Origin of the sequence: Bradyrhizobium sp. SZCCHNR3119, from assembly GCF_032487775.1 — a bacterium.
Taxonomy (GTDB): domain Bacteria; phylum Pseudomonadota; class Alphaproteobacteria; order Rhizobiales; family Xanthobacteraceae; genus Bradyrhizobium.
The window spans coordinates 74,895-98,432 of record NZ_JAUEUV010000001.1; the positions used below are offsets into that span (position 1 = coordinate 74,895).

Consider the following 23,538-nt stretch of genomic DNA (forward strand, 5'->3'; position numbering starts at 1 on the left):
ATCAATAGTTCTGAAGACGTGCTGAACTCAGTCGCTCCATTGAGGAGATCGGATCTCCGATCCTCTACTCGTGTGGCACGTCGCCGACGCCCGCATCTCTGCCGAAGCGATCGTCGATGTAGCGCCTGAGCGCGGCGGCTGCATTCAACATGTGCGCACGCATTCTGCGCGATGCGGTCTCACCATCGCCCTCCGCGATCGCTTGCATGATGGCATCATGCTCGTCACGGGACTTTCGAATGCGATCACCCTGGCGCAATTGCGTACGACGGAAGGCGCTGAGCCGCGCGCGCACGTCTTGTGCCTGTTCCGCCATGAACGCGTTGTGCGTCGCGCTGTAGATGCATTCGTGGAACTGGCGGTTGAACGCGTCATAGGCATCGACGTCGCTCGCCTCGACCATCGCCCGCGAGTTTTCGTGCAACTCGATCAATTGGCTTCGCTCGAGCGGCGTCATGCGATAGGTGGCGAGCCTGACGCACATCGCCTCCACCTCGGCGCTGGTCTCGAACATGTCCATGATGCGCTCGGGGGTCAGGCGAGCAACCACGACTCCGCGGCGGCCGCGGACCTCGACGAGCCCGCTGATGACGAGTTGCCGAAGAGCTTCCCGCACCGGCGTGCGGGAAGCCCCGAAGCGATCGGCAAGCTGTTGCTCCTCCAGGGCCGAGCCGGCGACGAGCGCACCTGACGCAATCTCGTCGGTGAGCGCATTTCGGATGCGATCGGAGAGCAGCCCTCCATCGTCTTCCGCATCGGTTGCGACCTTGAGCAAACCTGCCATTCACGCTCCTATGATCGCGCGCACCGCGAAATAAAGGATCGACGGCGCGACCAGACATCCCAATCCGGTATGAAACGTCGCGGTCAATGCACCGTAAGGCACCAGACGCCGATCGGTTGCCGCAAGGCCTCCGGACACGCCGCTGACCGTCCCCATCAAGCCGCCGAACACCATCGCACTGCGCGGATTGTTGAGGCCGATCATCTTCGCGACAAACGGCGTGCCGATCATCACGATGACCGCCTTGAATACACCGGTCGCGATCGAAAGCGCAATAACCGGGGAGGACGCCCCGATCGCCGCTCCCGTCACCGGACCGACGATGTAGGTGACCGCGCCGGCGCCGATCGTCGTCAGCGAGATGGCATCGGTGTAGCCGAAGGCCGCGGCGACGAACACGCCGAGAATGAAGGGAACGACCGTGCCCAGCCCGAGCGCGATTGCACCGATTGCGCCGGCCTTCCGCGCGTGGACGACATCGACCTCGAAGGCGGTGGCGACGATGGCGAAATCCCGCAGCATCGCGCCGCCCATCAAAGCAATTCCGGTCAGCGCCGGCAGGTCGGCCACGCCCTTTTCGCCCCCGGTCGCAAGCCCACCGAAGAAGGCCAGCAGAAGGCCCAGCATGATTGCGATCGCCGAGCCGTGAACGCGCCCGAAGGTGAGGTATTTCGAGATCACCCCGGAGATCCACATCAGAATCCCGACGGCGGCAAAGGCGGTGAGCAGCGCATTGGCGACCAGCACGTGAGAGATCATGGTCATGCGACCCTCCCGGACTTAAAGTGAGGCGCGGCGAGATCCGCTGCCTCTCGCGCCTCGATCTCGTCCATTGTCTCGACACGACCGCTCAGCCGGCCGATCAGGGCGACCATCGCGAAGCACACCACGACCGCGCCGATCCCCGCGATGATGACGATCGGACCGCCTTTTGCCGCAGCTACCACGTTCTGCTGCGCGGCCATGGCGACCACGATCGGGATGTAGAAGCTGCCCCAGAACTCGACGCCGGTCTTGAGGCCGTGGCTGAGCAGCTTGTGCCGCACCAGCCAGAGCCGGGCCGCGATCAGGAACATCATGGCAATGCCGACGCCGCCGACATTGGCCTTCACGCCGAGTGCGACGCCGAGCAGATCTCCAAGGAAGCCCCCCAACAGCGTGCAGATCGCGAGCAGCGCTACGCCGGAAATGCTCACGGGCGCCTCCCTTCTGCGGGCGGAGTAGCGGTCGCAGGACTGTGACGCCTTGTATGCATTCGCATCGTATATTTCCTCCTGTGTATGCGAACACTTCTCGTTTATAGCTTTTCGTATACGTTAATTGACACATTAATGCAATACGCATACATTGAAGCAGATCACACCCACTCCGGCATGCCAGGGAGTCGAAATGAGCGATTGGGGTATGCAAAGGGTCGCCCTCGGACTGCGCCTGGCGGCTGGCCGCCAGCACGCCAAGGGAAAGGTCGTCCCGGTCCCCGGCCTTCCCGCGTTTCTGAAGGCGGTGATCCGGTCAGGGGACCGGGTGTGCCTTGAGGGCGACAACCAGAAGCAGGCCGACATCCTCGCTGCGGCGCTCGCGAGCCTCGACCCCGCGGACATCAATGACCTTCACATGGTGCAATCGGGCGTGGTGCTGCCTGCGCATCTCGACATCTTCGAGAAGGGCATCGCTCGGCGGCTCGACTTCTCCTATTCGGGCCCGCAATCGGCGCGGATCGCGCGCATGCTGTTCGGCCGCAAGATCGAGCTCGGCGCCGTTCATACCTATCTCGAGCTGTTCGCCCGCTACTTCATCGATCTCACGCCGAACGTGGCACTGATCGCGGCGGTGAGCGCCGACAAGGACGGCAATCTCTATACGGGGCCGAACACCGAAGACACGCCGACGGTCGTCGAGGCGACCAGCTATAAGAACGGCCTCGTCGTGGCGCAGGTCACCGAGATCGTCGACAAGGTGCCGCGGGTCGACATTCCCGGCGATCTCGTGCATTTCGTGGTCGAGGCCGGTCGCCCCTTCTATGTCGAGCCGCTCTTCACCCGCGATCCGGCCGCCATCACCGAGACCCAGATCCTGACAGCGATGCTCGCCATCAAGGGCATCTACGCGCCCTACGGCGTGCGCCGGCTCAACCATGGTATCGGCTTCAATACCGCCGCAATCGAGCTGCTGCTGCCGACCTATGGCGAGAAGCTCGGCCTGAAGGGCAAGGTCTGCACCCATTTCGCGCTCAATCCGCATCCGACGCTGATTCCGGCGATCGAATCCGGCTGGGTCGACCAGATCCATTGCTTCGGATCGGAAGTCGGCATGGAGGACTACGTCGCGGCGCGCTCCGATATCTTCTTCACCGGGCCCGACGGGTCGCTGCGCTCCAATCGCGCCTTCTGCCAGACCGCGGGCCTCTATGCCTGCGACATGTTCATCGGATCGACACTCCAGATCGACCTCGAAGGCCACAGCTCGACCGTGACGACCAGCCGCATCGCCGGTTTCGGCGGCGCGCCGAACATGGGCTCCGATCCGCGCGGCCGCCGCCACCCGAGCGAGCCCTGGCTCAAGGCCGGCGCCGAGGCGGCGCCCGAGGACAACGCCGCACTACGCCGCGGCCGCAAGCTGGTGGTGCAGATCGGCGAGACGTTCGGTGAGCGCAATGCACCGCTGTTCGTCGAGAGGCTCGATGCGCTCGACCTGGCGCGCGAGCTCAAGCTCGATCTCGCGCCGGTGATGGTCTACTCGGACGACGTGACACACATCGTCACCGAGGAAGGCATCGCCAACCTCCTGATGTGCCGGACCAAGGACGAGCGCGAGCAGGCGATCCGCGGCGTCGCCGGATACACCGACATCGGCCGGGCTCGCGATGCGAAGATGGTCGAGACGTTGCGTGCACGTGGCGTGATCCGCCGGCCCGAGGATCTCGGCATCGATCCGCTCGATGCCGATCGTCGCCTGCTGGCGGCACGCTCGATCAAGGATCTCATGCTGGCCTCCGGCGGCTTGTACCGTCCGCCCAGCCGCTTCCGCAACTGGTGAGGAGTTTCGCATGGAAAAGCTCAGCTTCAGGCTGACCGCAGCAAGATCCGCCGGCGGCACCCGTACCCAGGCGATCGTCGGCGTCGTCGCTTCCGGCAATCTCGAAGTGCTGCTCGAACGGAGCGCGCCGGCCGACGTCTGCACCATCGACATTGCCACAGCCGCCCATGGCTTCGGCATGGTCTGGGACGCCGTGGTTCGGGACTTCGTTGCTCGCCGCTCAGCTGGAGGCTTGCGCATCTCCATCAATGACGGCGGCGCCCGGCCGGACACGGTCGCGCTGCGCCTTGCACAAGGCATCCGCAAGATCGAGGAGCCGGAACGATGAGAGCGGCCGCAACCAACATGGAACCGCTCAGCTGGTATGAGGCAAGCGCCCGGCAGCGAATCGATGCGCTGATCGACACCGGCAGCTTCTCTGAATTCATCGGACCGGAGCTGCGCGAGGTGAGCCCGCATCTGGCCATCTTCGATCTGCCGGAACAGTTCGATGACGGCATCGTCATCGGCCGCGGGCGCCTCGAGGGCGAGCCGGTGCTCGTTGCCGCGCAGGAAGGTCGCTTCATGGGTGGCGCTTTCGGTGAAATTCACGGCGCGAAGTTGACCGGTCTGTTGGGCGCGGCCTGCGCACTGCATCAGGACGTGCTGATCCTGTTCGACACGGGCGGCGTGCGCCTTCAGGAGGCCAATGCCGGCGAGCTCGCGATCGCAGAAATCATGCGCGCGGTCGTGGAAGCGCGGCGCGCGGGCGTCAACGTCATCGGGCTGATCGGCGGTCGCGCAGGATGCTATGGCGGCGGCAGCCTGATTGCGGGCACCTGCTCGCGCCTGATCGTTTCCGAGCAGGGGCGGATCAGCGTCAGTGGCCCCGAAGTGATCGAGACCAACAAGGGCATCGAAGAATTCGACTCGCGCGACCGCGCGCTGGTCTGGCGCACGATGGGTGGGAAGCACCGCTACCTCATCGGCGGGGCCGACGTATTCGTGGACGATGACGCTCGCGCGTTTCGCGAAGCCGCGATCGACGTACTTCGTATCAAACGCGCTTGCAGCGTCGCATATCTGGAAGCCGAACAAACGCGCCTGGAGCGGCGGCTGCAGCGCTTCGGCGAGGCCAAGGATGCCGTCGAGATCTGGCAGGGACTCGGCATCGACGAGCCGTCCGAAATCCCCGCCCTGCCGACCGATCGGTTTCTTCGCGCGGCCCAGGTCAGGGAGAACGCCGATGACGCTCGATGAGATTGTGGGCGCTCTGTTCCCGAACGACAGCGGGATCGACCTCACGGGCACGATGATCGCCGGGACGGCAACCCTGCCCGGTGGGGAACCGATCCACGTGCTCGGGATCACCCAAGGCCAGCCGCTCGGCGTCGACGAGGCCATCGAGCTTGCAGGGCGCGTGATCGAGATCATCAAATCAGGCGATCGTGCGCCAATCCTGGTCCTGGTGGATTCTGCCAGCCAGCGCATGAGCAAGCGTGATGAGCTGCTCGGCCTTAGCGAATACCTCGCCCATCTCGCCAAGACCCTGCTGCTCGCGGAAGCGCAAGGACATCGCACGGTCGGCCTGCTCTACGGCGGCAGCGCAGCTGGCGCATTCATCGCCACGGCGCTCGCGACCGGCACGCTGGCGGCGCTGCCCGGCGCGCATCCCGCCGTGATGGATCTGCCGTCGATGGCGCGGGTGACGAAGCTGCCGATCGACGTGCTGAAAGCCAAGGCCGAAGCGACGCCTGTGTTCGCGCCCGGGCTCGACAACATGGTGCAGACCGGCGGCGTTCACGTCGTCTGGGACGAACACGCACCTCTGGCGCAGCAGCTTGCGGCAGCGCTGGCACGGCCGACAGGAGAGGATGATCGCGCCCGACTCGGCTTGGAGCGTGGCGGACGGCGCAAGGCCTCCGAGATCGCTGAGCGGGTCGCGGCAATCGCGGCGAGCACAGATCCCGAGCAGCAGCATGCGTGAACCTCTGAGCCGGCATACGATGGTGACACCCTCCGCGGCAGCCTGGGCCGCGCTCATGGCACGTCATCCCGAACTCGCCGAGCACGCGATCGTTGAGGGCTGGGTGCGCGATGGTCGCCCTCTGGTCGTGCGACGGCAAAGTTGCAGCGATTCGGCCGGAGCCATCCCGCTCGGCTTGCCGCTTCCGCCCTCTCACGGCAAGCGACGCATCGCGGTCACGCTCGAAGCCCGCGAGATAATCGAACGCGAGCCGCCTCCGCTCCTCGCTGATGCCGCAGCCACAGCACCACCCGCATGGCGGGAGACGATCGATCGACTTCTCCGGCTCTGCCCGCAGACCCGGACCTTCGGCAGCCTGGCCTGGCAGCATCTCACGGGCCTGCGCTATCTGACGGCGTCCTCGGACCTCGACCTGATTTGGCCGCTGTATTCGGCCCAGCAAGCAAGCACCCTGCCCGCCGACATCGCCAACATCGCACGAAACGCTCCAATTCGGCTGGATGGAGAGATCACCTGCCCTGTCGGCGACGTGCAATGGCGCGAACTGATGTGTGAGGACACGGACGAAGTTCTCGTCAAGCGGCTCAATGGCGTCCACGGCATGACGAAGGCTGCATTTCTCTCCGGTGCCGTGTCATGAATCTAGCGCTGAATTGGCAAGCGCTGCCGGAGCACCCGCTCCATGCGGAGCAAGTTGGCCAGTTGGCATCGATGTGCCTGAGGCTCGAAGTCGAGACCTACCCGAAGCCGGGTCTCGTCAGCCATGTCGACAATGGTGCCCACCACGACATGCACGCTGAGCTGCTGCGCCGAAGTGCCAATACCTTGCGGCCATTCTTCCGCAATCTGGCAGCTGCAGGCGCTGAAGGCGCCGGCATGAGCCGCTTGCGCGCGATCGGCGTTGCCGCGGAGCGCGCCATGCTCGACGTGACTTCGGGCGTGAACACGCATCGCGGCGCGATCTTCGGTTTGGGTCTGCTCTGTGCCGCGGCCGGATATCGCGGCGCGCTCGGAATCAGAAAACCGCTCGGCGAACTGGTGTCGCAGCGTTGGGGCGAGGACATCCTCGCCGGCCCCGTATCCTTGCGCAGCCATGGCGCTGTGGCCTCCCGTCGCTATGGTGCCGGCGGTGCCAGGGCGGAAGCGGCACACGGCTTCCCATCGGTCTATGACGTCGCCCTCCCCGCGCTTCGTGCTGCGCGCGCGCGCACACCTCACGATGAAGAGGCGGTCCGCATTCAGACGTGTATGGCGCTTATCGCCGATGTCAACGATACCAACCTCCTGCACAGAGGCGGTCCGACGGGATTGCACTTCGCGCAAGCCAGCGCATCCGCGTTCCTGGCCGCGGGAGGCATCGAATCTCCAGGATGGCGCGAGCGCGCCACCGGCATTCATCGCGCGTTCGTCGAGCGCAACCTGAGCCCCGGCGGCTCCGCGGACCTGCTCGCCATGGCACTGTTCGTCGATCGGCTGGACTGCTGATGCTCGCACTGCTCTGCGGTGGACAAGGCACTCTTTCAGGCAAGATCTTCGATCTGGTCGCCGACCAGCCTGCGGCGCAGCCGGTCTTCACCGCTGCAAGCCTCTATCTCGGGCAAGATCCGCGCATGCTGGTCCGCGAGCGGAGCGCTGACGAATTGTCCGCCAACCATGTCAGTCAGATTCTGACGGTCACATCAGCCCTCGCAATCCACGCCTGCGTTGCCGACCTGCTGGACGAGCAGACCGCCGTCACGGGCTACAGCGTCGGCGAGATGGCGGCCTGGAGCATTGCGGGAGTATGGACAGCGAACGAAGCCTTGCGGCTGACGGACGTTCGCGCGCGGCTGATGGAAGAGGCGGCTGGGGCCGATGGGCGCCTTGGCTACGTCCGCGGGCTGGATCGGGCCACGCTCGAACGCCAGGTCAAGCAACATCGCTGCGAGATCGCGATCGAGAATCCCAGCCTTCTCTTTGTAGTCGGCGGCGCGGAGCGGGACGTGATCGCAGTCTGCCGGGAGGCCGCCGAACTCGGCGCCGCGCGCACTGGCCTTCTCGCCGTGAAGATCGCCTCGCACACGTCACGGCTCAAGCTCGCCTGCGAGCCGCTGGAGAGAGCGCTCGATGCCAGCAAGCGTTCTCCTATCGCAGACCAGCGCATCCTGCTCTCCGGTAGCGAGGGCGAGCGCATCTTCAATGCAGGGCATGCGACAGCGAAGCTCGCGGGCCAGATCGCGCAACCCATCGACTGGTCGGCGACGCTGGAGGCCCTCTCCGAGCTTGGGGTCGACCGTGCGCTGGATCTAGGTCCAGGGCATGCGCTCGCCGAGATGATGCAGGACTTTGTTCCGTCCATCCGCTGCTACGCCGCCGACGGCTTTCACTCGGTGGAAGGTTTGCGCAATTGGATCGCTTCCAATTAGGCGCAACAGCCGTCGTCACGTGGCTCACCCGGCCCCGCTCAGTTCATCGACCGCCCACAGGCATATCAACGCGCAAAAAAGAAAGGTGGGGGATCCGTTGGTAGCGGGGGAACGCGACCGCCTTTACCCATATCAACCGAAGCTGCGATATCTCATCCAATCCCTCGCGCCCTACGGCTCCTTCACAGCCGAGATGCGCGCCTTCAGCGCCGCAGCGCCGACCGCACCGGGAATGACGCTATCGCCGATCACATAACCGGGCGTGCCGTTGATGCCGAGCGCGGAGGCTAGGCGCATGTTCTGCTGCAAGGCCTCGTTCACCTCGGCGCTCGCCGCCTCCTTTTCGATCTCGCCGGCATTGAAGCCGAGGTCAGCTGCAACCGCGAGCGCCGCTGCGCGATCGACCCGTCCCTGCTTCGTCAACAGGCGGCGATGAAATTCAAGCGATTCCGCCGCGCTTGGATGATGCATCTGCAGCGCGATCGCGACCTTTGCGGCCTCGACGGAGTCAGGGCCTAGGATCGGGAGTTCCTTGAGCACGATGCGCACATTCGGCGCGTCGGCGATCAGCGCAAGCGTATCGCCGAGGGCCTTGCGGCAATAGCCGCAGTTGAAGTCGTAGAACTCGACCACCGTGCGCGCGCCATCAGCGGCGCCGAGCGTCGTCTGCAGCGGCGCCATGTACAGCGCCTTGGCATTGTCGCCGATCACCTGCTTGGCGTTGTTCGCCGCAAGCGTCGGTGCGGTCTGCGCGGTAGCGTTGCGCTTGGCAATCAGCGCCATCAGCGCAGTGCGGACCGCCTCCGGGTGATCGGCCAGGTATTTCTCGATCGCCGGCCCCAGAGCTTCCGGATGCGCGGCGAGATATTGCTGGATCGCCTCGTCGACGTCCGCGCGCCGCATTTGAGCGTGCGATGTCCCGGGCACAGCGATCGTCGCGGCGACGAGCGCCACCGCGGCGACTGCGCGTATCCGGACCAAGGCGCGCTTTGGCATATCAGCCAGTCCAATCATCGCTCAGTTCCTCCACTCATGTCTTGTCGCCATCGAACGGCAGCCGCAATCACCGGCCCCCCGACAGTCCTCCTAACGGTCGCCTCTCAAGCAGCGGCGGCGCAAGCCGTCGCGGGGCGAGCGGCGCAATGCGACCACGCGCGATCGGCCAGCAGCGCTTCCCAAGCGGCCCGGGAACCATTCCGGGAGGACACGTGATCGGGCCAGTGATGGATGGCGCACGTCTTTCCGGCGCGCGCTTTTCCGGCACCTTCGGTGTTGAGGGCTGCCGCCGCACCGGCCCGGGCACAATCGGCACAGCCGCCGGCTTGCGCGCCACGCAGGCGCCCTTATCGTCGCGAACCTCGCCGACGCGACAGGGCTCTTGCGGAACGAACTTCTTCTGGGCGGGCGCAATGCACTGCGAGCGGTCCTTCGGATTGACGGGAGCCGGACAGCACTCGCCGCTCGTCGTCAAGTTCGCAGTCGCACAGCACTTGCCCGCCGCGGTCGGAACGTAGCCGGCGACACAGCAAAGCGAGATCTTCGGAATCTTGAACGTCGGCTGGCACTGCGTCCCGTCGGCGCTCGGCGACTGTCCGGCCGGACAGCAAACCCCTTTCGAGGTCGCCTGGCTCTTCAGGCAGCACTTGCCCGCGATCTTCACATAACCCGGAGAACAGCAATCGGTGCATGTTCCGTTCGGGATTTTCGGGATCGACGGCTCGCAAACCCCGTTCACCAGCGCACTCAGGCAGCAGAGCTGGCCCCCGCCCGGACCGGAATAGATGTGATCATTGTTGCAGCACTCCTGGTTGGGGCCGATCGCCGTCTGGGTCGTGCCACACATCGGCTTGGCGATGTCGGTCGACGGAATCGAGGAGCCTCCGCTCGAGCAGGCACCGCCTGGCCGGAGGTCGGCAGACGAGCAGCACTTGCCGCCAATGAGGATTTCGGACTGCGCGCAACCCGGCGCGCAGGCGCCCTTGCTCCAGACCTGGTTGACGGGACAGACCGGCCAACCCGGCGGACCGCACACATGGGTCTGACAGGCACGGAAGCTCGGCGGCGGCAGCGGCACGCCGAACGGGAGTATGCCCGGCTGGAGTTGCGCCGGCTGGTCAGCGCAGGTGCGGAGGATGGCGATGTCTCCCAGATGTCCCCGCGCCGACAGATCGGGCGGCGCATCGGCGTAGTCTATGAAATAGCTGAGCCGCGGCGGCTCGTGGTCGCGGCGGATACGCCAGGCCGGATTGCCCTGCAGTCCATCGATGGCGAGCATATCGGGCTGGCCAAGCTGTGCGGCGGCTTTCGGATCCGTGGCGTGGCGCAACTGCTCTCCGGTCGTCCAGACAAAACCGCCGCAGGAGCGCGGATTGATGTTGCCGCGATCATCATAGCTGTAACCGATGGCAACGCCGCCATTGTCGTTGCGGAAGGTCTCGGGGAAACCCACCGCGTATTCATCCGGCACAGCCTGCCAGATCGGCTGCTTTGCCTCGGTCACGCCGATCACCGTGTAGCGCAGCACGCGGCCGATCGACGGCACCGACAGCGCTTCGAAATCCTGCGCGCCGGTCGGCGCCGGCCGCTCGGCGAGATACATCCGCCCCGCATCGTCGAACGTGACGCGCGAGATTTCAGTGGGGCCGGCCGCTGGCGGCGCGGCCACCTCGATCCTGATGTCCGAGCCGAACGAGCCGTCCGCGTCGAGTCCGACCGACCAGACCCGCAGTCCGTCGGCAACAGCGTAGTAGAGACGGTGATCGCGGATCGCGAGGCCGAACACGCGCCGTTCCGGCGCGGTGTACTCCCAGGTCTCGGGCCCTGCGCTGTCGAATTGCGGGCTCGCGAGATCAATGCCGGGCCCGGCAGCTGCGGGGACCGGGGCAAGACCGATGGCGGCGGTGCCGGAAACACCGTGGTCATAGGCGCCGAGATCGGTGCCGTTCATGCCGAAGCGATGAATGAGGCCGGTCTCGCGATCGGCGACGAACAACGATTTCGTGGCAGGATCGTAGGCCAATCCGCCGAGCGCTGCGCCCGAATTCGTCCGCCCGCCAGTGACGACATTGGCGAACAGCTTCACCTCGCCGGTAAGGCCGTCGATCTTCCAGATCGACCCAGGCCCGCCTCCGGGTCCCCACTGCGCCGGCATGAAGGCCGCATTGTTCGTCCCATACCTGATGTGCTGCGGCTTGCCATCGGCTCCGGGTGCGACGATCGACAGCCCATAGGCCGACGTCGCCGCGACGTAGATGTTGGCGGGCGATTGGTCATCGAGCGCGACACCGAACACTTGCCCAATCCACTTCGCGCTCACCGTAAAGGGTTTTGGCGCGCCGACGAGCTGCGCCTCCGGCGGAGCGCCCATGCGACTGAGATCGACGACGCGCAGCGACGACCCGTCGGGATTGAGGAAGGAGTGCGCATCGGCGTCCTGGCCGGGCTCGATCTCGAACGGCCGGAGACCGCCGGAGAAGCCGGTGACCACGGCCTGGCCCGGCGCGTAGATGCCGCGGGGCGCCTGAGCCGAGGCCGTGTTGCCGTGCGCGAGAGCCACGCTTGCTGCGACGGCGATACAGCGTATCGCATGGGCTGCGATGACAAACGACCGATGTCGACGAGGTTCCATGACGCTCTGTCTCCTCATTTCGGAGGCTGAGGTCGGGGGACGCAGGTGCCGCTCTTCGGGTCAGGCACGGTGCTCGGCGGACAGCATTGCCCACAGGAAGACATCTGGGTGGGATTGCAGCAGCTCCCATCGAACGCCATGCCCTGGCTTGGATCGGCGCACGGTGTTACGCAGGCGCCGACCCCGCCGATGCGGACCTGTCCGGTGGGACATGCCGGCGGCGGACACATGCCGAATGGTGCGAAGCCCAGGTTCGCTGGCTGGCCCGTGTTGTCGCAGAGGCACTGCGATAGGCCGCTTGGTAGGATCGGGCCCGGATGTGTTTGATGATCCGGATTATCGGCCTCATACGGACAATCGCAGGCGAACAGCCAGCGATGCACGTCGGTGCCTGGATTGGCGACCTCATGCCAGGCGGGCACCATCGGCTTGGGACAGAAGCAGGATTGGACGGGGTCACAGCCCGTGTTCTCCTGCGTCGGCGGCAGTTGAATGGCCAGCGTTCCCTCTGGCGACTCGATCCTCTCCACCGTTGGGATGTTGTCGCCGTAGCCGCACTTCTGCCATTTGTCGTTACAGTTCGCGATCGAGCTGTAGGGGATGCAGGCGGGGTCCTTCATCTGATCGTAGTGGCCCTGCGGTTGGCAATGCTTGACGTCGACCGATCCGCAAAAGGCCATCTGAGGCGGCGGCCGCTTACAGTTGCAGCCGATTCCCAGCCCGCCGCACAGCGCGTCTTCAATGCATTCGCCGATATCGCCACCGATCGAGTTTGTGCTCTGCTCCGTCTCGCAGGCGCACTGCACAACCTTGGCAGCCGAGCCGACCGCCGCAAGCTGCGCGGATAGATCGCCGAGCACCTCCTTTGCGATGGCGTTGCCGAATATCGTGTTCAACGCACCGACGATATCTTTGCCTTTCACCTGCGCTTCCGCACAGAATTGATCGACCAGCTTTTGTCCTTTTCCGGTGTCCGATCCTTGGAGGGCTACTCCCCCAAGCGCGATGTCCAAGGCGACCGCCGCAGCGCAGGATGCCTCATCCTCGCAGACCGACTTGCAATCCAATGTTGCCTTCAGCGTGCCGTAGAAGGCGTTGCCGATGTCCTCGAAGCTGCACCCGGCGCGCGCGGGAGAGGCAAGCAGCGTCACCGCTGCCATGATGGCTATACCTTGGGCCCGCCAACCTGCTGGAACTCTCATGGTCATTGCCCCAGTCCGGGTACTTCAAGTCTAGGCAGACTCCCATCTGTTGACATTGAGATGCGTCAATCGACACGCGCCCCGTCGGGCACATACAGGTGGCACCTCTGAAGCCTTCCGCGTCCCTGCCCGACTCGGTCCCTTGGGAACACCGACGAAGATCGGCGCCACCGCAGCTCCGGTCTCTGCCGCAGTTCGTGCTCTTGCGCGAGGGCATCGCTCGATGCTGCGATGAAGCGGAAGATCAACATGGCACGAGAGAGCGATGAGCGGTTCGACGATACCCGGCGACAGCGAAATGATGCCGTACATCGTAAGTCCGAGCGTCACCGAATGCGTGGGCGAACCGTGGCCGGACTTTCGGGAGTGTTCTTGTGAAGAGCGAAGAGTCTCGCTCAAGGTCGAACAGGGAACGGTTCCCCCTAGACGCACCAAGAGTTCTACGACTTAGCCTCGTTTTGAAGAAACCGTCGAATATCCGTTGAATGAGCAACGGTATGCAAACTCGCAACTTACAGCTATCGCATATATCCGGCCTGGGGCCGCTTTATCTCAGAGGATCGGATTGGCATTGCTGATGGCATAAACCTGTATGCCTACGTAGCTAATAATCCCCTGAGTTTCGGTGATGCGACTGGCAATTGTCCAGTCTGTGTTGCCGTAGGCGCGGAAGTACGATCGGCCGCAAAGCGCGCCGCACCGGGCCGCAAAAGCCGGATTCGTTTCGATTGGGCGACCGCATCGCTATCTGACGATGCGTTGCAATGTCCAGAACAGTGCGGTGACCGCAATGGCGGACGAAGCAGGTAGAACGATGCGGACCCGATACCACCGCTTTTCGCGATGCCACATAGCGACTGTCAGAAATACGGTAGCAATGATCGCGAGTTGCGCCAGCTCGATTCCGACGTTGAATCCAGCCAAGGCTGGTAGAACCTCAGCTTTCGACAGACGGAGCTCGCGTAGCGCCCCCGCAAAGCACTAGCTAATTTCATTTGCGTCAGCGAAGCTACGCGTGATCCGTCATTCGTCCAGCAGATCCAAGAACTGTTCGACCCTTCGCAACGCGTCCTCGCTGCTCCGTCCGACATAGATGACCCGATTGCCGTCGCGCTGCAGCAACCGTGAATATGACTTCCGGAGCCTTCCCCCGAGCATCGTTGCGGCAATCGCCTCCGGTCCGACATCAAGGCGCATGATGCCCCGCTCCCTGCAGCTTACCCTGAGCCTGGCAACAGCGAAGAAATTGGTGGCCGCAGGCGGCAACTTGCCGAACCGGCGCAGCGTTTCATCCTCAAGCTCCTCCAGCTCGTCATAACTTCGGCACCGAGCGGCTCGAGCATAGATCTCGAGCCTGACCGCCTCCGACTGCACATAGACTGAGGGAAGCAGCTCAGCGATAGGCAAATTCAGCTCCGGAACCCAGAGCGCGCCCATTCCGTCGCGATCTCCGTCCAGGGCTAGGGTCAGAAGATGGCCGTAGAGGGTCGGGCCGAACACCTGCATGTGGCCGGACTGCCGATCCGAGAGCATGTCGCCGCCGCCGCGGAGGTCGAGATCGCGCGCGCTGATCGCAAAACCTGCGCCCGGACGATTCAGCTCCTCGAGAACGGCCAGCCGCTTCTCCGAGCGATCGGAGCCACCCTCCGTCAGAAAATACGCAAACGCCCGGATACCGCCGCGCCCCACCCGCCCCCTGAGCTGATGCAGTTGTGCCAAGCCAAATCGTTCCGGCCAGCACACCACGATGGTATTTGCACGCGGGATGTCGAGCCCGCTTTCCACGATGTTGGTCGCAAGCAAGACATCGGCCTTGCCTTCGACGAAGTCCATCAACCTCTCGTCGATCTCATCTGCGGGCAGCTTGCCGTGAATCGTGATGATACGTAGTTCAGGCGCCAGCGAGTGGATGCTGGCGAGCATGGGATCCAGATCCTGAATCCGGGGACAAATGACGAAACTCTGACCATTGCGTCTATGCTCGCGGACCAGAGCGGCGGCGATCGCTATGTCCGAGAGCGGCGCCACCTTGGTGACGACCGGAACACGATGGGCCGGCGGGGTTGCGATCACGCTGAGATCCCGAAGGCCGGTCAAACCGGCCGCAAGTGTGCGGGGGATCGGCGTCGCGCTCATCCAAAGCCGGTGACCGTTCTTATTGAGGCCCGACAGCGTGGCTTTTTCGGCCGCTCCGAAATGCTGCTCCTCATCGAGGATGATCAGACCAAGATCGGCAAACCTCACGTCCTTCGATGCGAGCGAGAGCGTTCCGACGACGACCTTGAGCTCTCCGCTCTTCAGTCCCTCTCTCACCTGCCGCGCCTCGGCAGCCGACGCGACCCGCGACAGGTTTCCGACTTCGATGCCGAGCGGCGCAAAGCGCTTGCGGAATGTTTCGACGTGCTGTCGTGCCAGCACCGTCGTCGGCACGACGACGGCAACCTGCTTTCCGGCGAGCACAGCTGCCGCCGCCGCGCGCAACGCCACTTCGGTCTTGCCAAAGCCGACGTCGCCGCAGACGATACGGTCCATGGGATGCCCCGACCCAAGGTCATCCAGAACGTCGCGGATGGCCTTGGCCTGATCGGGGGTGGTGAAATACGGAAACCGCGCGACGAACTGCTCATAACTGGCTGGGCGCAGCACGAGCTTCGGTGCTGGGCGCCGCCTGCGCTGCCTCATCTGCTTGGCGAGCTCGTTGGCGACCACGTGAATCTCGGTCTCGGCAGCAGTTCGCCGCGGCCGCCATGAGCTGCCGTCGGCCCTGTCCAACGAGATGTCTCCAAGCTCACCGGCGTACGGCCAGATCAAGGCCAATTCCGCAAGAGGCACCAAAACAGCGTCGTTTCCGGCAAACACCAACCTGACCATCTCGCGTGCGGTGAGATCTCCTGTGCCCATTGACCGCAAACCGCCAAGGCGTGCCAGCCCACGTTGCAGATGGACGACCACAGATCCAAGCTCAGGCAGGTCCACCGCATCGAAGCCCGGCGTCCATGCCCAGTTCGCCGGTTGCGGTTGATGCGCCCTGCTGCCGAGCACATCGGCAGCAGTGATGACCACGAGCGGCTTTCGTCCGGGAACGACAAAACCGGCATCGAAGCCAGCCAGCATCGCGGCCTCTCGCCTGCCCTTCGCGGTCGCCTGCGCCCAATCAGGGACGCGTTCGGCCTTGATGGCGCTCATCCGGGCCATGAGACGCAAATCCGCTTCCACCGCGGCGACGAACACCAGACGTGCATCACCACGCTGAACTTCCTCGATAAACGCTCGAAGGGCCTTCCGCGGAGAGGATTCCTTATAGAACTCTGGCGTCGCCCGATACGGAGCGGTCGGGGGCAACAGGGCGATCCTCTTCGCCGCCTGATCCCATTCGCGTCGGCTCAGATACGCACGATCACGCTCGCCACGGGCGGCCGCATCCTCGATCGTGCTCAGCCAGGTGGCGGCGTTCCTGGGTACGCCGGTGTCAGCGATCCATTTGGCGCGCGCGCAGTACTCGACAAGGTTAGACTTTTTCCGAGCTCGGTCCTTGAACGCCAGGCGCTCGGACATTGGATCGATCAGGAGCTCCCTGGGTTCGGAAATCACCTCCTGATCCATCGGGTTGAAGGCCGCGATCCGCCGTATCCTGCCTCCGGAATGCTCAATTCTGAAGGGGCCGAGCGCGCCGGCTGGAAAGATCTCGAACGTATTGCCGTGAAACAGAACGCCACCGGGATAATCCGGACTGTCGTCCAGATCGTATCCGAGAGCACGCAAGCGGGCTTCGAGATCGTCTTCGGAATAGACGCCCCCGATGCGAAGTGGCAAGCCGAGCCGAGACCAGTTCGCCGGCAACGGCAAGCGTTCCATTATTGCTTCCGCCGTGGTGATCAGCAGAATCGGCTGCTTCGCACCCGCAAGGCGTCTCAACACGGAGCTCCGCCTGCCCGCGATATCACGTGACGGCTCCAGCTGATCGAATGGCAGGGTGTTCAAGCGCGGATAGACGAGCACATCACAAGTGGGCTCGACGACCTGGATGATGGAACCCAACCGCTCGGCGCGGCGCTCGTTCTCGGCGAGAAACACGAGACCGCGGCGCCCCGACATACGCCACTGCGTCACGACATGCAGCGCCAACATGCCGAGCGGAGATGAGGAGGAAACGCCAATCCGGGGTGGCACCGCCTTCTTGGGCGCACGTGTCGCCTTCTTCCGCGGAGCGGTTTTTTTTGGTGCCGTGGAGTGCTTTGGTGAAGCGGTCTTTCGCTGCGCTGAGCTGCGAGGGGTACGAAGAACAGAGGACAACGAGATCTCGTGCGTGATGGGCAAACGCCAGGGAGCCCCAGCGAATCTGCCTGAGCTTTAGCGGATTCGGTCGTTAAAGGGGACCGAACTTCGGCAGCCTGATCACCGGGCAGACCTCGAGCTCGAAGGTGTCACCGATCAGCATCAGCCGCACCACCGGCATTCCCCGGAAAGCGGTGCGCAAAGCAGATCGAACGAAAGCAACGATGAAGATCGCAGCGATTGGGCAGCAACTCCATATCCTGGCCGTCGATGTTGGCCCCGAAAATGTGAATATCGGCCCGGTTCTCCACCAGCGCGCGCACGATCGCGGGGCTGAGATCCTCCTCGAGGTCGATGCGGACCAACGGGGGCCGCTCAAGGAAGAGGCTGAGCTCGTCCGCGGGCTTCGAGGATCACAGACTTGTTGGCAGATCCGGATCAACCCACGCTTGCCCTGCCGATATCCCGTCAATTCGGTCTCGAGCCTTACTCAGGTTTCCCAGGATGACGCGGGCGTGCTCAAGCAAGGCAAAGCCGGCAGGTGTCGGCGCGATCTCTTTCGAATGGCGACGCAACAATTCAACCTTAAATAGGTGCTCGATATCCGAGATGCGGCGGCTCACTGCGGACGCGGCGATATTCTTCTTTTCCGCCGCTTTCGCGATACTCTGCTCCTCGACGATCGCCACGAACAATTGCAGCGTCAAAAGATCGATTTTGGCCGTCTTCGATCGTATCCTTACGACTGTTCACTATAGCGCTTTTTCAATCGCAGCGAGCTTCCCGTGCCCCTGCCGGATTCCATTATCCTATTCCGATCCGGAATAATCGTGCCGCCGATCTTAAGAGCCGAAGCTCGCCAGAGATCTGCAGCTCCGATGAGAACCGCCTCTTTATGAGATGGATCCAGATCTTGACCGGTTCAATATTGGCGCGCAGCGCTGTCGAGTGCCGCTTTCAGCTGTACCATACTGTCACAGACCCCTGCGACATGCGCTGATGGACTTTGGCGTGCTCGCTCGCGTCGGGCGCGACCCTAATGAGTTGTCTTTGCACAGGCCGCGTTAACAGGGCAAGGCACATCAAAACGAACAATATCGTGAAGACCAGCGACAGAGCATCGTTGAGTGTGAGCGGGGACCGCACATCCTCACGAAATAGGCCTTGATGATCAAGCCTCGATCGAAGCGCCACTGTTGCCTTATCTCCCAAAAGCCGTCTCCGAATTGTTCGATCAAGATTACCGGCAGATTACAACCGCAGCCGAACGGTGCTTATTCGCGCAACCTGGGGGCTCCTCGTCTCGAGCGGCCAGGCTGCCGCCCCGCACACGGGCGGCTGACGCAACACGTCGCCCTGGCCCCTTATATTGCGGCAAGGATGACCGGTTCGGTTGCGCTGAGACATGAAACTCCGGTCCGAGATAAAATTGCGTGCTGCGCCAGACCGATCCGCAGGACGCACAGGTCAAAGCGGCATGACCGTTCGGCTTAGGTTTGGGAACTAGTCCGTTTCCAGCGCGTGCGGCCCCGTGTTGGTGTCGGCCACCTCTGGTTTTGCGACATCGATCTGGCCATCCCAGCCACCACCGAGCGCCTTATTGAGCGCAATATAGTTGGCGGCGATGAGGACCTGGCTTTGAAGGAGCGTGTCTTCGGCGCTGTAGAGCGAGCGCTCGGCAGTCAGCACATCGAGGAAACTCGAGGATCCCGCCCTGTAGAGGGATTGAGACAGGCTTGCCGCCTGCCGATAGGCCATTGCGGAAGCGGCGAGCATACGGCTCCGCGACCGCTCCTTACCAAGTGAGAGGAGCGCGTCTTCGACGTCCCTGAGGGCGACAAGGACCGACGACTGATAGGCGATGAAGGACTGGTCTCGCTGGGCTTGCGCGATCTCAACCGCTGCCCGCAGCTTGCCACCGTTGAAGACCGGCACGCTCAAGCTCGGACCGAACGACCAACTGATCGATGAATTCCTGCCGAGATCACCCAGTTGCGTCCCCGAGGTCCCAATGCTTCCGGTGAGATTGACACTGGGATAGCGCGCAGCCTCGGCCTGCCCGATCCTGGCGGTGGATTGCGCATACTGACGTTCGGCGAGACGCACATCCGGACGCGTGAGCAAGATATCGGCCGGAATGCCGGCCGTGATCGGCAATTTCGGCATTGGGATCGACGCCGGTTTGGCCAGACGGCCATCCAAGGCTGCCGGTGGCCGCCCGATCAATACCGACAACCGATGCACCGCTTCGGCGTAAGACATCTCCAGCGTCGGAATCGCTGCGCGCGTGGTTGCGGCCTGTCCTGTTGCATTTGCGACGTCGGCGGCAGAGCCGGAGCCGGCGGCCAGGCGATTGCGCGTAATTTGGGTCGTCACGTCCTGAGAAACTGCAGTACGACGGGCCAGCGTGATGCGCGCCTGATATCCGCGCAGTTGAACATAGTTGGAAGCAATGTCGCCGACGAGCGTCAGGAGGACGCTGCGAAGATTGTTTTCGGACGCTTCCGCGCCATAGGCCGCCGCCTCGACCGCCCGCCGGTTCGCGCCGAACAAATCGAGCTCCCAACTCGCATCGAAACCAGCCTGAAACTGCGTGTAGGGTCCGTCGAACCCAGGTCGGGATGGTGAAGGTGTGTTGCCCATTGGCTGCAAGCCCGACACCCCCTGTGACGAAAAGCCAGGGCCTTTGGAACGCATTGCCGACTCTGTGTTCCTGAGCGTCGGAAATAGCGCGCCGACGGCTTGCCGATAGCTGGCCCGCGCCTCGCGGATTCTCGCCCTAGCGGCGGCGACATCGAGATTGCCGCCAACCGCCTCCTCGACGAGTTGATCCAGCAGCGGATCGCGAAACCGGGTCCACCAATGCGCCAGGTCAGGCGGCCGGGATGGACTTGCGGCTTCTGCCCTGCTCCAATGCGATGGCAATGCGAGCAGCGGCGCCTGATAATCCGGACCGACCGCGCATCCGCCCAGCATCATTGCGCCCACGGCCAACAAGGACATCCCGCTAGACAGCGAGCAGATGCGCTTCGAAGAGGCGCCAGGCGCCTGTGCTGTCGCTCCTTGCGTTCTCATTGCTATCCCCAGCGCTGCGCATCTGTCGCGCTCGCCCTGGGGCCGTCCATCGATGCATCCGTCCGGGAACCGCCCTTGAAGACGCGCCGCACGGAGACGAACAGCAACGGTACAAAGAATATACCGAGCACGGTTGCGGCGATCATGCCGCCCATCACGCCGACACCGATCGAGTTCTGGGCGCCCGAGCCGGCGCCGCTCGCGACGGCCAAAGGCGCAACCCCGAGGATGAAGGCGAAGGAGGTCATCAGAATTGGACGCAAGCGTTGTTTGGCGGCGAGCAATGTAGCGTCGATCAATTCCAGTCCTGCGTCTTGGCGAGCGATCGCGAACTCGACGATCAGGATGGCATTCTTTGCGGCAAGGCCGATCGTCGTCAGCAGGCCGACCTTGAAGTAGACGTCGTTGCTCTGGCCGAGCAGAAGTGCCGCGACCAGCGCACCCAGGACGCCGACCGGAACGGAGAGCATGACGGCGAAGGGGATCGACCAGCTCTCGTAGAGCGCTGCAAGACACAAGAAGACGACCAGGATAGAGACCGAATAGAGCGATATCGCCTGGTTGCCGGACAGCTGCTCTTGCCGCGAGAGCGCGGTCCATTCATGGGCGACGCCTGCGGGCAACGCGGCGACGAGACGGTTGATCTCGGCCATCGCATCGCCGGAGCTGACGCCGGACGCCGCGTCGCCCTGGATCTCGACGGCCGGCGATCCGTTGTAGCGTTCCAGGCGTGGCGAACCGAAGGTCCAGCGGCCTGACGCAAAGGCAGAGAACGGCACCATCGTGCCGGAGGCATTGCGAACATGCCAGCGATCGAGGTCCTCGGGCTGCATCCTGAAACCCGGTGCCGACTGCAGGTAAACTCTCTTGACGCGACCGCGATCGATGAAATCGTTCACATAGCTGCTGCCCCAAGCCATCGAGAGCGTCGTGTTGATATCGGCAAGATTGACGCCGAGCGCGCTCGCTTTGTCCTGATCGATACCGACCGAAAACTGCGGCGTGTCGTCCTGGCCATTTGGACGGGTGCCGCGCAGGAGCCTGCTCCGCGCGGCAGCGCCGAGCAATCGATCGCGCATGGCCATGAGCTTGTCGTGGCCGGCGCCGGCGATGTCCTTGAGGTAGAAGTCGAACCCGTTGCTCGTGCCCAGCCCCTCGATCGCGGGCGGCGCCAAGGCAACAACCCGAGCGTCCCTGATACCGCCGAAAACCGCCATTGCCCTGCCCATCACAGCACCGGCAAAAAGATCAGGAGTCTTGCGTTCAGCGAAATCCCTCAACCGCACGAAAGCCATGCCGACATTCTGGCCCTGGCCCGAGAAGGCGAAACCCGTCACGGTCATGATGCCATCGACGGCCTTCGTCTCGCGATCGAGAAAATACCGGGTGACCTCATCGAGCACGCGCTCGGTCCGGTCAGCCGTGGCACCGACCGGCAATTGCGTCACCACCATGAGAAGGCCCTGGTCCTCCTCCGGGAGGAACGAACTGGGTAAGCGGACGAACATAAGGACCGCGCCGACGACGATCAAAGCGAACGCAATAAGCCCAGGCCATGGCCGCCGCAGGATCGCGCCCGTGCGGCCGTAGTAAGCATCCGCGCTTCGTTCGAGCGCTTGGTTGAACCAGCCGAATACCCTCCTCTTCCCATCGTGCGGTTTCGGCGGACGCAGAATGGTCGCGCACAGCGCCGGCGTCAGGATCAGCGCAACAAGCACCGACAGCACCATGGCCGACACAATGGTCACGGAGAACTGGCGGTAGATGACACCGACCGAGCCGCCGAAGAACGCCATCGGCACGAACACGGCCGACAGCACGGTGGTGATGCCGACCAGCGCGCCGGCGATTTCCGTCATGGACCTTGCGGTCGCATCGCGCGCCGACAAGCCCTCCTCGTGCATGACGCGTTCGACATTCTCGACCACCACGATGGCGTCATCGACCAGGAGGCCGATGGCGAGCACCATGGCAAACATGCTCAATGTGTTGATCGAATAACCGGCAAGCGCCAGGACGCCGAATGTCCCGAGGAGCACGACCGGCACCGCCAGCATCGGGATGAGCGTGGCGCGGACGTTCTGCAGGAATGCCAACATCACGAGGAAGACCAGCGCAATCGCCTCGACCAGGGTGCGGGTCACCTCCTCGATCGAGATCCGGACGAAAGGGGTGGTGTCATACGGGTAGACGACCTTCAAACCTTGCGGGAAGGTCGGCGCGAGCCGATCGATGAGGTCCTTGACCGCAACGGCTGTGCGGATGGCATTGGCGCCGGTTGCGAGATTGATGGCAAGCCCGGTCGCCGGCAGGCGGTTATAGGTCGATGAGCTCGTATAGTCTTCGGCGCCGAGTTCGACGGTTGCGACATCATTGAGACGAACGAGCGAACCATCGGCCGTGCTCTTGAGAATGATGTTGCGGAACTGCGCCGGCGTCTGCAGGCGGCTTTGGGCGGTCACGGTCGCATTGAGCTGCTGCCCCTTGCGGGCCGGCAAACCGCCAAGCTGGCCGGCCGACACTTGGGTGTTCTGGGCCTGGATCGCGGCCGCGACATCGGCCGGAATCAACGCATATTTGACGAGCTTGTCCGGATCGAGCCAGATCCGCATCGCATAGCCGCCGCCGAAAAGCTGCGTATTGCCGACGCCTTCGACGCGTTTGAGCGCGTCATTGAGCGAGCTTTTGACGTAGTCGGACAGATCGGTCTCGCTCATCCGGCCATCTGTCGAGACGAAGCCTATGACCATCAGAAAGCCGCTGGAGGACTTGGTGACGGTGAGACCTGTGGTCTGGACCATGGCCGGCAGCAAGGCGGTGACGAGTTGCAGCTTGTTCTGCACCTGCATCTGCGCGACGTCGGGATTGGCCCTGTTGGTGAAGGTGAGCGTGATCTCGGCCTGCCCGGTCGAGGTCGACGACGCCGTCATGTAGTCGAGGTTGTCGAGGCCGGTCATGCCCTGCTCGATGATCTTCGTCACCGAATTCTCGACCGTCTGCGCATCGGCGCCGGGATAGCTCGCGCTGATCTGGATCGATGGAGGTGCGATCTCCGGATATTGCGAAACCGATAGCGTGTTCAGCGCCAGGAGGCCGCCGAGCATGATCCCGATGGCGATCACCCAGGCGAAGATCGGCCTGTTGATGAAGAAGGCGGAGATCATCTG

General features: G+C 63.6%; 18 protein-coding genes and 2 pseudogenes. 8 read left to right on the plus strand and 12 right to left on the minus strand.

Annotation, left to right across the window (positions count from 1 at the left end; genetic code table 11):
- Positions 1-64: 64 nt before the first annotated feature.
- From QX034_RS00365 to madL, 3 genes are read right to left on the minus strand one after another with little or no spacing between them, the layout of a single operon-like run.
- The gene (locus QX034_RS00365) at positions 65-784 is read right to left on the minus strand and encodes a GntR family transcriptional regulator (protein ID WP_315745112.1); all 720 of its coding nucleotides are present in this window, start codon (positions 782-784) and stop codon (positions 65-67) included.
- Complete coding sequence (gene madM, locus QX034_RS00370; RefSeq protein ID WP_315705868.1) at positions 785-1,549, minus strand: malonate transporter subunit MadM; 765 nt, start codon at positions 1,547-1,549, stop codon at positions 785-787.
- A complete protein-coding gene (gene madL / locus QX034_RS00375; RefSeq protein ID WP_315745109.1) occupies positions 1,546-1,980 on the minus strand; it encodes a malonate transporter subunit MadL in 435 nt (144 codons plus the stop codon). The genes madM and madL overlap by 4 nt, the downstream gene beginning before the upstream one ends.
- A 193-nt stretch (positions 1,981-2,173) precedes the next feature.
- Between madL and mdcA the strand changes: the two genes are divergently transcribed.
- From mdcA to QX034_RS00410, 7 genes are read left to right on the plus strand one after another with little or no spacing between them, the layout of a single operon-like run.
- Entirely contained in the window at positions 2,174-3,820 is a 1,647-nt protein-coding gene (mdcA, locus tag QX034_RS00380) for a malonate decarboxylase subunit alpha (protein ID WP_316168330.1), read from the plus strand.
- A 10-nt stretch (positions 3,821-3,830) separates the two neighbouring features.
- Entirely contained in the window at positions 3,831-4,148 is a 318-nt protein-coding gene (gene mdcC, locus QX034_RS00385) for a malonate decarboxylase acyl carrier protein (RefSeq protein WP_315705866.1), read from the plus strand.
- Entirely contained in the window at positions 4,145-5,059 is a 915-nt protein-coding gene (locus QX034_RS00390; protein WP_315705865.1) for a biotin-independent malonate decarboxylase subunit beta, read from the plus strand. The genes mdcC and QX034_RS00390 overlap by 4 nt, the downstream gene beginning before the upstream one ends.
- Entirely contained in the window at positions 5,046-5,786 is a 741-nt protein-coding gene (gene mdcE / locus QX034_RS00395; RefSeq protein ID WP_315705864.1) for a biotin-independent malonate decarboxylase subunit gamma, read from the plus strand. Before QX034_RS00390 ends, mdcE begins: the two co-directional genes overlap by 14 nt.
- 19 nt (positions 5,787-5,805) lie before the next feature.
- Entirely contained in the window at positions 5,806-6,426 is a 621-nt protein-coding gene (mdcG, locus tag QX034_RS00400; protein ID WP_315729494.1) for a malonate decarboxylase holo-[acyl-carrier-protein] synthase, read from the plus strand.
- Positions 6,423-7,271 (plus strand): triphosphoribosyl-dephospho-CoA synthase MdcB, encoded by an 849-nt coding sequence (gene mdcB, locus QX034_RS00405; RefSeq protein WP_315705862.1) that lies wholly within the window; start codon positions 6,423-6,425, stop codon positions 7,269-7,271. Before mdcG ends, mdcB begins: the two co-directional genes overlap by 4 nt.
- Positions 7,271-8,191, plus strand: coding sequence for an ACP S-malonyltransferase (locus QX034_RS00410; protein WP_315705861.1), 921 nt, complete (start codon positions 7,271-7,273; stop codon positions 8,189-8,191). Before mdcB ends, QX034_RS00410 begins: the two co-directional genes overlap by 1 nt.
- A 171-nt stretch (positions 8,192-8,362) precedes the next feature.
- Here QX034_RS00410 and QX034_RS00415 read toward each other — a convergent pair whose 3' ends face one another.
- From QX034_RS00415 to QX034_RS00425, 3 genes are read right to left on the minus strand one after another with little or no spacing between them, the layout of a single operon-like run.
- Positions 8,363-9,205, minus strand: a complete 843-nt coding sequence (locus QX034_RS00415) for a DsbA family protein (protein ID WP_315705860.1) — start codon at positions 9,203-9,205, stop codon at positions 8,363-8,365.
- A 49-nt stretch (positions 9,206-9,254) separates the two neighbouring features.
- On the minus strand, positions 9,255-11,819 hold the full coding sequence (locus QX034_RS00420) for a hypothetical protein (RefSeq protein ID WP_315705859.1): 2,565 nt from the start codon (positions 11,817-11,819) through the stop codon (positions 9,255-9,257).
- A 14-nt stretch (positions 11,820-11,833) separates the two neighbouring features.
- Positions 11,834-12,832, minus strand: coding sequence for a hypothetical protein (locus QX034_RS00425; protein WP_315705858.1), 999 nt, complete (start codon positions 12,830-12,832; stop codon positions 11,834-11,836).
- Between the two features lie 705 nt (positions 12,833-13,537).
- Here QX034_RS00425 and QX034_RS33950 point away from each other — a divergent pair.
- A pseudogene (locus tag QX034_RS33950) lies at positions 13,538-13,831 on the plus strand (RHS repeat-associated core domain-containing protein); the annotation flags it as partial.
- On the opposite strand, the pseudogene QX034_RS33955 reads toward QX034_RS33950, so the two are convergent.
- From QX034_RS33955 to QX034_RS00450, 6 genes and pseudogenes are all read right to left on the minus strand, one after another.
- Positions 13,766-13,987, minus strand: a pseudogene (locus QX034_RS33955) (HupE/UreJ family protein); the annotation flags it as partial. The pseudogenes QX034_RS33950 and QX034_RS33955 sit on opposite strands and share 66 nt — an antisense overlap.
- A 57-nt stretch (positions 13,988-14,044) precedes the next feature.
- Positions 14,045-17,149 (minus strand): DEAD/DEAH box helicase, encoded by a 3,105-nt coding sequence (locus tag QX034_RS00430; RefSeq protein ID WP_315705955.1) that lies wholly within the window; start codon positions 17,147-17,149, stop codon positions 14,045-14,047.
- Between the two features lie 296 nt (positions 17,150-17,445).
- A complete protein-coding gene (locus tag QX034_RS00435) occupies positions 17,446-17,661 on the minus strand; it encodes a hypothetical protein (protein ID WP_315705857.1) in 216 nt (71 codons plus the stop codon).
- Positions 17,662-17,709: 48 nt separating this feature from the next.
- Positions 17,710-18,003 carry a LysR family transcriptional regulator gene (locus QX034_RS00440; protein ID WP_315727938.1) on the minus strand — a complete coding sequence of 98 codons (294 nt, stop codon included), beginning with the start codon at positions 18,001-18,003 and terminating at the stop codon, positions 17,710-17,712.
- Positions 18,004-18,799: 796 nt separating this feature from the next.
- On the minus strand, positions 18,800-20,299 hold the full coding sequence (locus QX034_RS00445) for an efflux transporter outer membrane subunit (RefSeq protein ID WP_315705855.1): 1,500 nt from the start codon (positions 20,297-20,299) through the stop codon (positions 18,800-18,802).
- 74 nt (positions 20,300-20,373) lie between these two features.
- Positions 20,374-23,535: an efflux RND transporter permease subunit gene (locus QX034_RS00450; protein WP_315705854.1), complete on the minus strand. Its 3,162-nt coding sequence runs from the start codon at positions 23,533-23,535 to the stop codon at positions 20,374-20,376.
- Positions 23,536-23,538: the final 3 nt, after the last annotated feature.

Bases quoted from the DNA above. Each gene is read 5' to 3' on its own strand.
- QX034_RS00445 (WP_315705855.1), bottom strand. From the start codon at position 20,299: ATGTCCTTGTTGGCCGTGGGCGCAATGATGCTGGGCGGATGCGCGGTC.
- mdcC (WP_315705866.1), top strand. From the start codon at position 3,831: ATGGAAAAGCTCAGCTTCAGGCTGACCGCAGCAAGATCCGCCGGCGGC.
- madM (WP_315705868.1), bottom strand. From the start codon at position 1,549: ATGACCATGATCTCTCACGTGCTGGTCGCCAATGCGCTGCTCACCGCC.
- QX034_RS00420 (WP_315705859.1), bottom strand. From the start codon at position 11,819: ATGGAACCTCGTCGACATCGGTCGTTTGTCATCGCAGCCCATGCGATA.
- mdcA (WP_316168330.1), top strand. From the start codon at position 2,174: ATGAGCGATTGGGGTATGCAAAGGGTCGCCCTCGGACTGCGCCTGGCG.
- QX034_RS00415 (WP_315705860.1), bottom strand. From the start codon at position 9,205: ATGATTGGACTGGCTGATATGCCAAAGCGCGCCTTGGTCCGGATACGC.
- mdcG (WP_315729494.1), top strand. From the start codon at position 5,806: ATGGTGACACCCTCCGCGGCAGCCTGGGCCGCGCTCATGGCACGTCAT.
- mdcB (WP_315705862.1), top strand. From the start codon at position 6,423: ATGAATCTAGCGCTGAATTGGCAAGCGCTGCCGGAGCACCCGCTCCAT.
- QX034_RS00410 (WP_315705861.1), top strand. From the start codon at position 7,271: ATGCTCGCACTGCTCTGCGGTGGACAAGGCACTCTTTCAGGCAAGATC.
- QX034_RS00430 (WP_315705955.1), bottom strand. From the start codon at position 17,149: ATGTTGGCGCTGCATGTCGTGACGCAGTGGCGTATGTCGGGGCGCCGC.
- QX034_RS00390 (WP_315705865.1), top strand. From the start codon at position 4,145: ATGAGAGCGGCCGCAACCAACATGGAACCGCTCAGCTGGTATGAGGCA.
- QX034_RS00365 (WP_315745112.1), bottom strand. From the start codon at position 784: ATGGCAGGTTTGCTCAAGGTCGCAACCGATGCGGAAGACGATGGAGGG.
- QX034_RS00450 (WP_315705854.1), bottom strand. From the start codon at position 23,535: ATGATCTCCGCCTTCTTCATCAACAGGCCGATCTTCGCCTGGGTGATC.
- mdcE (WP_315705864.1), top strand. From the start codon at position 5,046: ATGACGCTCGATGAGATTGTGGGCGCTCTGTTCCCGAACGACAGCGGG.